The sequence below is a fragment of the Morganella morganii H1r genome (assembly GCF_000633515.1).
Lineage (GTDB): Bacteria > Pseudomonadota > Gammaproteobacteria > Enterobacterales > Enterobacteriaceae > Morganella > Morganella morganii_B.
The window spans coordinates 1-8,497 of sequence record NZ_AYMP01000033.1 but is presented as its reverse complement, the minus strand read 5'-3'; the positions used below and the strand labels follow the sequence as shown (position 1 = coordinate 8,497).

The window sequence follows — 8,497 nt, the reverse complement described above, 5'->3', positions numbered from 1 at the left end:
TGAACGGGCATCGACACGGGCCGGGTGCTGATAACGTTCCAGATGCTCATTCTGTAGTACCGCCCAGCGTTCCCGCTGACCGGTGAGGTAGTCTCTGCGTTCTGCGGGGGTTTCCCCGAACCGGGCTTTTTTCGCCCCGCCGCGCTCAGGGGCTTTACTGTTGGCGCGTTTGAAGTAGTGCTGAGGGTCACGTTCAATACCGTCCCGGAGCCGTTCGGAAAACATGATGTGCGCGTGCGGCTGTTCGCCGCCGTCAATCGCGGCTTTCGGGTTATGAATGGCAAACTGATAAGCATGCCGGTCACCGATTTCCTGCCGAACGAAGTCACGGACGAGGGCTAACCGTTGTTCCGGGGTGAGTTCACGGGGCAGCGCAATTTCAATCTCACGGTAGGTGCAGCCGTTGGCGCGTTCGAACGTATCTGAGGCTTTCCAGAACTCTGCCGGATTATGTGCTGCCCAGGCAGGCATATTTCCGGCTTCCTTATGCTCAAGGTCAGCGCCTTTTTCCCGGGCATACTTATCCTCACGCGCAATATAGTCGGCATGGGGGGAGGCTTTACCTTTGCCGCCGGTTTTGACGCTGAGATGATAGGATGCCATGGTGTTTCAGTCCGCCGCAGGCGCGCACAGTTTCTGAGCGAAGCGAAGAAACGTCTAAGTGCGCCCTGTCAGATAAAAGGGATGACAGGGAGTGTAGCGGAGTTTGACCGCCGGAGCCAGACATGCGCATAATCGCCGCAGTCATAAAACAGAAAAAGGCAGGCAGAATGAAAAACGAAAAACAGGCTAAATGGCTGGCAGACCGGGTGCGGTATATACAGGGCTTAAAATCGCCGAATGAGCAGCAGCGGTTGCTGGTCATACTGGCAGAGAAAGCGGATAAAACCCCGCAGGACATGAAAACGCTGTCACTGCTGACTCAGGCAGAGCGGGCAGCGGAAAAGGCACAGGATGCACGGGCAAAGGTCATGAATCTGATACAGGCCGAAAAACGGGCGGAAGCAAAAGCAGCCCGTAAAGCCCGAGATCATGCCCTGTATCAGTCAGCCGGATTACTCATCATGGCGGGACTGGTGGACAGCCAGACCGGGAAGCCGGTGGATGATGCCGCTGCGCTGCTGGGGGCGTTAGTCAGTCTGAATGACCTGTCACGGGATAATCCGAAGTGGTCAGACTGGAAAATACGGGGGCAGGAATTATTAAACCGGCAGCAAAGTAACGCCCGGAAATAGTGGCTGAATAGCGTTAAAACGCAACAGAAAGCCCGTGGCTGGGTTTTTGTTCTTCATTGGTGGAATGGCATGCTTTATGGTCAGAAAAGGGCACAGGGATGCATACAGCCACGTTACTGGCTGAGCCGTGAGCGCAGCGAACCTGTTTTTAACGGAATGTTCAGCGGCACTGTGCCCGGATGGTCGCAGACAAAAGAATCTGTCAGCGGTATGCCCCCGCAGTGCGGGGGAGGTGCTTTGGGTTTTAAAATGCGCCCTGAAAAGGAGCAAACGGCGTTTGCGACATCCTTTTAACTACCGAAAAACGTGATGTATCTGACAAATTTTGTTGAGTTATCCACAGGGCTGGGATCTATTCTTTTTTATCTTTATTATTCTTTCTTTATTCTATGTTTTTTAATTTATTGATTTTTAATAAAAAAAACATAGAAAGGTTAAGGAATTTTCTTGCTTGGTTAAGGGATTTTCGAGTTTCCAATAAGAAAGGTTAAGGGATTTTCTAATATTCCACAGAACTCACAATATGGTTAAAATAAAAATATTGATCTAACTTTCAGTTTTGGTTAGCATGCTTTTATACAATTAACCTATGGGTGTATCATGTCAGAGCTTATAGTTTACAAAGCGAATGAGTTGGCGGTGAGCCGTTATGATTTGACGGAGCAAGAAACCAAGCTAATCCTGTATTGCATCGGTTGCATCAATCCATCATTGTCCGGAATGTCGATGGAGGAGCGAACTGTTGAGTTTAGCTATCAGGAATATGCAAAATACATGGGGATATCAAATGACCTTGCGTATAAAAATTTAATAAATTCAACTAGAGATCTTATGAATCGCTCTATTGAACTAATTTACCCTATAGGCGACATAGAGCGTAGAATTTTTAATTGGGCTGGGTTAGTAGAATTTAATAGAAAATCACAAAGAGTTAAGTTGATTTTTAATGAGCACTTACCACCTCTACTATATCAACTAAAGCAATTTATTAAATATAACTTAGAGCATGTAAAGGCGTTCAAAAATAAATATTCCATGCGAGTTTATGAGTGGCTACTAAAAGAAATAACGCAAAGAAAAACCAATGTAGCCAATATTGAAATATCTATTTCAGATTTTAAATTTATGCTAATGCTTGAAAATAATTATAATGAATATAAATTATTAAACCATTGGGTTTTAAAACCAATAACCAAAGATCTAAATACTTACAGCAACATGAAAATAAATATAGAAAAGCGTGGCCGTCCTGCTGACACGTTGATATTTCAAGTTGAATTGGATAAACAGATTGATCTGGTGACCGAATTAACTAAAACCCAAGAACCGGCACGAAAAGAAACAACCAGGTCAGTTATTACCTCACCAGAACGCCTGCATGGAGGACTGAAAAAAACACTGCATGATGCGCTGACAGCACAAATTCAGCTTACTAGCTTTGAAGCAAAATTCCTGAGTGATATGCAAAGCAAGTACGATCTAAGTGGCTCATTTTCATGGCTCACAGATAAACAGCGAACCACGCTAGAGAAAATTTTGGCTAAATACGGGCGGAACTGAGGTATCTATGGCTTTAGTATCAATAAGTGAGGCGGCCAGACTGACGGGAAAAAGCCGCACAACAGTGCAGTCATATATTAAGCAGGGAAAACTGACTAAGTGCACAGATGGCAGTGGTCATTCAAAGTTAGATACATCAGAGCTTCTGCGTGTTTTTGGTTCATTTTCTGGTCAGCAAGTTGGCAGTGAACAATCCGGCAACATTGTCCAGCATTTTGCAGGTGCTTCTGTGCAGTTGCCTGACCAGATTTTACAGGATGAAAACCAAGCATTAAAGGCTGAAATAGAATTGGTCAAAGCCTTACTGCATGAAAAAGAACTCTTACTCGCTGAAAAAGACAAGCGCAACGAAGACCTCAAGCATGCCCTGTTGCTTATTGAGTCTAAACTGCCGCCCATACCAGAAACGACAAAGATAACCAAAAAATCATGGCAATTCTGGAAAAAATAGTCGATTGATGGGTTTAAAGCCCACATTGGAGCATTAGGTTTTTATTGCCATCGACTTAAAAAAATGGCTTACTCCCTAAGTCAAATAATTATTAATAGGGTAATAAAATGAAACACCAGATACTCATGAAAATTCAAGGCGATAACCAGGGGTTGATCACTAAAGACATTTCAAACGCAAATAATAATGCCGTTTTGATCAACTCGGTTGGCTTATCTCGTCAAAATGATGAAAACGGAAAGCAATACTTGCGAATCACTATAGATAAAAATATTGACCACACGTCAGGCTTAATTGCTGATGCGCTGGATAAAGGCGAAAAAATTGATGTAACTATTCAATATAAAATTGAAAATGAAGAACCATCTCTATTTGAATATAAAAATGCAACCATTGATGATATTGCTGTATTATTTCAATCAGAAGATTGTAATATACAAAACGAACCTCCAATCAGAAAAGGGTTACCCTACGAAATAATTCAAGTGATGGTGTATGCTTGAAAAATCACATCTTAAACCCCCACGCTAAGTAAATAACGTCAGCTGTTTATCTCTGGCGTTTTCAAAAAATAGGATGCAGTATGATAAATAAAAAAGAGAAGATAAAATTAAAAAAACAAAAAAAAACACCTCTATACGGAAATATAAAATTTAACATTAAAACCAACATTCAAGCAACCGTAATCGCTCTTGTATTTTCAATGTTTTTTATTTTTAGCGAAACTATAAATCTAACAAAAATAAATAAAATATCACTTTCATTACCATTAGTTGTTTTCATTTTTTTATTTGGTTCGTGGTATTCATTTCGAGAAATTCGGCTAGCCTTAAAGTTAACAACTATATACATCCAAATAAAAATAAAAAAATTAATCATCCGTGTATTCGGAAAGAATTAACCTCAACTTATTAACGCTCATGCCTGCATTATAGATAAAAAAAGGCTTCGACATTTGATTAACCTTAAATGTAAAGTCAGAACGCAGCGCATGCCAAAGAAAAAAACCTCCTTTATCACCAAACAAACGTTCCATTAGCGTTGGGTAAACAATACCGTTTCGGGTTGGGACTGACATATGTAATAGTCTGTTTGGGTTTTTTAACTTAACTAAAGCACCAAATGAAAGGAAGAAACTGACACCAAAATCAACAGCTTTGTAAGTCAACTCACCACTTTTCCTGCCATATCCAACATATTCAGAAATCTCCGCCATGGCATTTTGCATATAATTTTTATTACCCCCCCCAGATTCACCGTTGGTTATCTCATATTGAATAAAAGCACTATGCTCAATAGTATTACTTAAACCAGTGGCCATAGCTAAAGCTCCTATTCCCTTTAATGTATTTGATCTTATTAGTCTTCCTGTTCTAAAGGTCAAGAACCCTCCCGCAATCTGAACACATCCCCCTACAATCTGAAATCCTTCTTTTGCATAAAAAATCCAACCCTGCTCTTCAAACTGTTTTGTGCTTTCATAAACAGACACGTCATTACGTCTACCACGTTGGTAATCAGCTTCTTCACTCTGATATAAATAAATAAGACCATTAAACGCATTATCACGACCTTCCCTGTAGGTATAATAATCCTCAGCCGAACTCCGCTTCCGGTAAAATTCTTCCCGCAAATACGCTATCGCCTTGCGGATATTTTCCCGGTAAATTATTTTCACTTCCGGGTCATATAAAAGATAAGATGCCGCACGCTCAGAAAGTGTTTTCAGTTTATTACAGTAATCATCAAATTCACGATTGTAAGCTGGCTGGGTCGATAAGACTCGGGCTGTTGGCATCAGAAACTCCTGTCATCCCAGATACTGTAAGAACTGGTTCCGGCCATAACATGTTCCCAGGTCACGGATTTAAATCGGATTGAAAGACTTTCTTCCGGCTGTGAATCGTTATGTGTGACAGAGTTCGGATAAAAACAGTTAAGACTGACAATAGCTGCCTCTGTCAGTTTTATTTTGTAATATAACTCCATGCAGCCATTCATACCTGTCCGGTAGAATGAAAAATGACACGTTAATATTTCACTGTTTGTCAAAGCCTGGGCAAGAAGCGGAGATGCCTTATCAATCGGTTTACGGATGTCTAACGGCTGAAAACTGACATTCTGCCCCATCGAAAGACCGGAAGAAACCTCAAACACCAATATTTCATCCTCATGACCCGCCTGATATTTATTCCCGATCGAATCAATCGTTGAGGCACCACGGGAAATCAGCCCTTGCTTATTACCGGTAACTGACAGATAAATGATATTAGCCATTTTTATCCTTATGAAAAAATAGTTTAATTTACCTTAAGTTCACCACTTTATTCATCCGGGCGCAATGAAAAAAAACAGGCGTTATCGTAAGTAAAAATTGCAGCTGCAAACGACATTCCGATAAGACTGCGTTATGTTAAAAAAGCCAGCAAAAGCTGGCTTTTTTGTTTATCTAAAAGTTTGGTTTAGTGGGACTTCAGGATCTGGTTCATGAGTTATACGATTTCGTAAATCACGGCGAATGATTTCAATCGACCAAAACCAAATTAAATGTCCAAATATTTCTGAAACATTCTCATACCATGGAAGATCAAATAGAGGTGGAGTCAGCCCCATGAGAGGGAATGAAATCATATGAACAAATAATTGTGCCAGCGCCCCCGCTAACAATCCTTGCCAAAGTTTAATTTTTGGGAAAACTTCAGCAACGATACAGTACCCAACGGCAAAAACGATAGAAAATATAATATGTGTAACACCAACCCAATTAAATACGTGATCAGCAAAGGTATAGACAGCAGAATTAGGATCTGCAATGCCGATAGTATCTCTTAAAAAGATATATGGAGGATTAAGGAAATTACGAGAGCAATCAATATGCTCAGCTGCTCTAATTAACGTTTCAGGGGTACATGCAGCATTAAACATATCACCAGGGCTTCTAGGTGGTAGAGGTACTTCTGCTCCCCACTTAACAAAAGAAGAAACAATACCTGCAATCAACCCGATGAATGCAGCCAGACCATAACGTCGCCTAGATTTAGGTGTTTGTTGAAATAGATTCATTATCCTTGCCTATAAAAACCAAAAAAGAAAAACAATCATAAATCACGTTACAACCAAGAGCACGATATTCCTATAAGAAAGTGTTATGTTAAAAAAGCCAGAAAATTACTGGATTTTTTATTAAAGATGAGAGTGTGGATCTTGTGTCTGGTGTAATACTGCTAACACTTCGATTCCACCTGGAACCTCACGGTAATAGATAATATGGCTCTCAACAGGGAAACTCCGCACACCAACATGAAGGTCTTCACTGCGATCACGTCCAGGGGATGGATGGCGATCAAGAATATCAGTCATAGTTACCCGTAAGGTATCAGTATAAGCCTCTGCAACATTAACGCCCCAGCGCCGTAAAGAATAACGTTTTATGTTGTGAATATGCTCCTTGGCCTTTTTGGTAAATGTAACGCTCATCCTTACGCCTGATCTCCCAGTTCATCTACCGTTAATGGTGCAAAAACGTCTTCAATACTATGTAACTCGCCACGATCAGCTTCTGCGATAGATTCAGCCAAAATGGCTTTCAGGCTCTGCAATTTAAGCTGTGAAAACTGGTCATATTCTTCTGGAGAAATAACCACGGCCACACGCTTACCATGTTTACTAATTTCTACCGGCTCACGCTGTACTTTCATTAGCAGATCACCAAACTGGTTTTTAGCGAGTTGTGCTGGTATTACTTCCATAAATCACCTACCGTTTAAAATGGCTTAAATGTCTATTATAGTTAAAATGCCCGATAGTAGCCAGTGAGTGATATCATAATATTGGTGCTACAAACGAGGTACGCGCAAGACCCATTATGTAAAATTGGGGAGTTTACTGCTGAAAATCACCCGCCAGACATAATCAGAATACCTCAGAGCGATTTTAAGACACGATCACCTTATCAAACACCCAAATCCACGCTGAAAGTTTAGAACGGCTTCTGAGGTATTTTGGTCTCTTTTTAACTTCATTTTTTTCCGGCCTGTTTTTATCGTCAAACCGGTGAAAGTCACAAACTTGTTTGTGGCATGCCCAGGTTTTATTATCTGGCCGGTTCCTGTATCCGGTAAAAGCGTTCACCCTGTTTGGTCGCGTACGCCTCACCGGTGACCTGAATACAGGGTTTTCCCTCACAGGTGCGGATGGTGGCCAGCGGGGCTTTTCGCATCCACTCTGATTCCATCTGCTGCATGGCGGCAATACGGTCATAACCGCGATCAATAAACCAGGTCAGAGACACCCCACAGGCACCGATAACCGTCAGTATCGTCAGGGCAATATAAATGCCGGATTTCCAGGTATAACGGGACATTTCACGGCGCATGGCCGCCACCGACTCACCGGCAGTGACAGCGACCTGATTCAGCGCATCCGCAGCGGGTTTCTGCTGTTCGAGCCCGGCCTCCCTGACATCCTTTTTGACCTGAAGCAACGCATTACTGACGGATTTACGGATGGTCTCGGTGATGTTACCGGAGGCAGTATCTATCCCCCGGATAACCTGAGTCAGTTGTTCATTCTGCCGGCGCAACATTTCCACTTCGGACTGAAGGGTCTGAATCAGGGCATTAACGCGCGTTTCCTGTGCCTGCTGATGACCGATAAGGGCGGCAATCTGTTTAATTTCATCACTCATCGAATGGAGCTCCGTTTAACGTGAAAATGACCATCCCCGGTCAGGTTTCTGCGCCGGTTCGGGCGTACTGGTGTTCCGGTCATCCTGCCGGAGACGGGGATCTTTGGGGGGTTGTTCGATCCGCTGCGCCCTTGTTCTGGCCTGAATCCGCTCATGCTCCCGTGCCTGCTGACACAGCATTTCCTGATGAATGGCCTGAAATTCAGCAACGGAATCATCAATCAGAGTCTGGAGATCAATCTCTTTCTGAATATCCTTCAGGGCATCACCGACCAGCTCATTGAGTTTTTCCGGCTCTTTTTCAATATCAGATGTCCGGGCCGGTGAACTGTCAGGGCCGGGGCTGAACGGCGGGATATGACTCCGGGCATCCCGTTCTGCAAGGGCTTCGCGTAATGATGTGGTCACATCAATAACACTGTCCCGTTCATCACGGCAGACCTGAGCAACCCGCTCCGCCTCCCGGCGGTCAATGATGGCCTGTAACTGTGCGGTATCGAATTCCCTGACCCGTCCCGCCCCCAGATGCCGCTCCGGCTCACGGTCAGCACCCTGCATTTTCAG

The 8,497-nt window shown here is 43.0% G+C and carries 12 protein-coding genes and 1 pseudogene; 5 read left to right on the top strand and 8 right to left on the bottom strand.

Annotated features, from left to right (window positions below):
* On the bottom strand, nt 1-603 hold a 603-nt coding region (locus tag U868_RS0118285), incomplete at its 3' end, for a MobA/MobL family protein (RefSeq protein WP_025154560.1).
* Nucleotides 604-770: 167 nt separating this feature from the next.
* On the opposite strand from U868_RS0118285, the gene U868_RS0118280 reads away from it, so the two are divergent.
* From U868_RS0118280 to U868_RS0118260, 5 genes are all read left to right on the top strand, one after another.
* Nucleotides 771-1,235 (top strand): conjugal transfer protein TraD, encoded by a 465-nt coding sequence (locus tag U868_RS0118280; protein WP_025154559.1) that lies wholly within the window; start codon nt 771-773, stop codon nt 1,233-1,235.
* Nucleotides 1,236-1,835: 600 nt separating this feature from the next.
* Nucleotides 1,836-2,795, top strand: a complete 960-nt coding sequence (locus tag U868_RS0118275) for a replication initiation protein (protein ID WP_025154558.1) — start codon at nt 1,836-1,838, stop codon at nt 2,793-2,795.
* 7 nt (nt 2,796-2,802) lie between these two features.
* Entirely contained in the window at nt 2,803-3,246 is a 444-nt protein-coding gene (locus U868_RS0118270) for a helix-turn-helix domain-containing protein (protein WP_025154557.1), read from the top strand.
* A gap of 125 nt (nt 3,247-3,371) precedes the next feature.
* Nucleotides 3,372-3,749 (top strand): hypothetical protein, encoded by a 378-nt coding sequence (locus U868_RS0118265; RefSeq protein ID WP_162817255.1) that lies wholly within the window; start codon nt 3,372-3,374, stop codon nt 3,747-3,749.
* Nucleotides 3,750-3,829: 80 nt separating this feature from the next.
* Entirely contained in the window at nt 3,830-4,147 is a 318-nt protein-coding gene (locus U868_RS0118260; protein WP_029991317.1) for a hypothetical protein, read from the top strand.
* Here U868_RS0118260 and U868_RS0118255 read toward each other — a convergent pair.
* The 7 genes and pseudogenes from U868_RS0118255 to U868_RS0118225 form a co-directional block, all read right to left on the bottom strand.
* Nucleotides 4,118-5,044, bottom strand: a complete 927-nt coding sequence (locus tag U868_RS0118255; protein WP_025154554.1) for a DUF4225 domain-containing protein — start codon at nt 5,042-5,044, stop codon at nt 4,118-4,120. The genes U868_RS0118260 and U868_RS0118255 overlap by 30 nt on opposite strands.
* A complete protein-coding gene (locus U868_RS0118250) occupies nt 5,044-5,523 on the bottom strand; it encodes an Hcp family type VI secretion system effector (protein ID WP_025154553.1) in 480 nt (159 codons plus the stop codon). The genes U868_RS0118255 and U868_RS0118250 overlap by 1 nt, the downstream gene beginning before the upstream one ends.
* 168 nt (nt 5,524-5,691) lie before the next feature.
* A complete protein-coding gene (locus tag U868_RS0118245) occupies nt 5,692-6,309 on the bottom strand; it encodes a YagU family protein (RefSeq protein ID WP_025154552.1) in 618 nt (205 codons plus the stop codon).
* A gap of 120 nt (nt 6,310-6,429) precedes the next feature.
* Nucleotides 6,430-6,723, bottom strand: a complete 294-nt coding sequence (locus U868_RS0118240; RefSeq protein WP_029991315.1) for a type II toxin-antitoxin system RelE/ParE family toxin — start codon at nt 6,721-6,723, stop codon at nt 6,430-6,432.
* A gap of 2 nt (nt 6,724-6,725) precedes the next feature.
* Complete coding sequence (locus tag U868_RS0118235) at nt 6,726-6,995, bottom strand: type II toxin-antitoxin system Phd/YefM family antitoxin (protein WP_025154551.1); 270 nt, start codon at nt 6,993-6,995, stop codon at nt 6,726-6,728.
* A gap of 344 nt (nt 6,996-7,339) precedes the next feature.
* Complete coding sequence (locus tag U868_RS0118230; RefSeq protein WP_025154550.1) at nt 7,340-7,933, bottom strand: hypothetical protein; 594 nt, start codon at nt 7,931-7,933, stop codon at nt 7,340-7,342.
* A gap of 15 nt (nt 7,934-7,948) precedes the next feature.
* Nucleotides 7,949-8,497: pseudogene (locus U868_RS0118225) on the bottom strand (relaxation protein); the annotation flags it as partial.

Coding starts and splice junctions, on each gene's coding strand:
- U868_RS0118245 (WP_025154552.1), bottom strand. CDS start 6,309: ATGAATCTATTTCAACAAACACCTAAATCTAGGCGACGTTATGGTCTG.
- U868_RS0118270 (WP_025154557.1), top strand. CDS start 2,803: ATGGCTTTAGTATCAATAAGTGAGGCGGCCAGACTGACGGGAAAAAGC.
- U868_RS0118230 (WP_025154550.1), bottom strand. CDS start 7,933: ATGAGTGATGAAATTAAACAGATTGCCGCCCTTATCGGTCATCAGCAG.
- U868_RS0118260 (WP_029991317.1), top strand. CDS start 3,830: ATGATAAATAAAAAAGAGAAGATAAAATTAAAAAAACAAAAAAAAACA.
- U868_RS0118235 (WP_025154551.1), bottom strand. CDS start 6,995: ATGGAAGTAATACCAGCACAACTCGCTAAAAACCAGTTTGGTGATCTG.
- U868_RS0118265 (WP_162817255.1), top strand. CDS start 3,372: ATGAAAATTCAAGGCGATAACCAGGGGTTGATCACTAAAGACATTTCA.
- U868_RS0118240 (WP_029991315.1), bottom strand. CDS start 6,723: ATGAGCGTTACATTTACCAAAAAGGCCAAGGAGCATATTCACAACATA.
- U868_RS0118255 (WP_025154554.1), bottom strand. CDS start 5,044: ATGCCAACAGCCCGAGTCTTATCGACCCAGCCAGCTTACAATCGTGAA.
- U868_RS0118250 (WP_025154553.1), bottom strand. CDS start 5,523: ATGGCTAATATCATTTATCTGTCAGTTACCGGTAATAAGCAAGGGCTG.
- U868_RS0118280 (WP_025154559.1), top strand. CDS start 771: ATGAAAAACGAAAAACAGGCTAAATGGCTGGCAGACCGGGTGCGGTAT.
- U868_RS0118275 (WP_025154558.1), top strand. CDS start 1,836: ATGTCAGAGCTTATAGTTTACAAAGCGAATGAGTTGGCGGTGAGCCGT.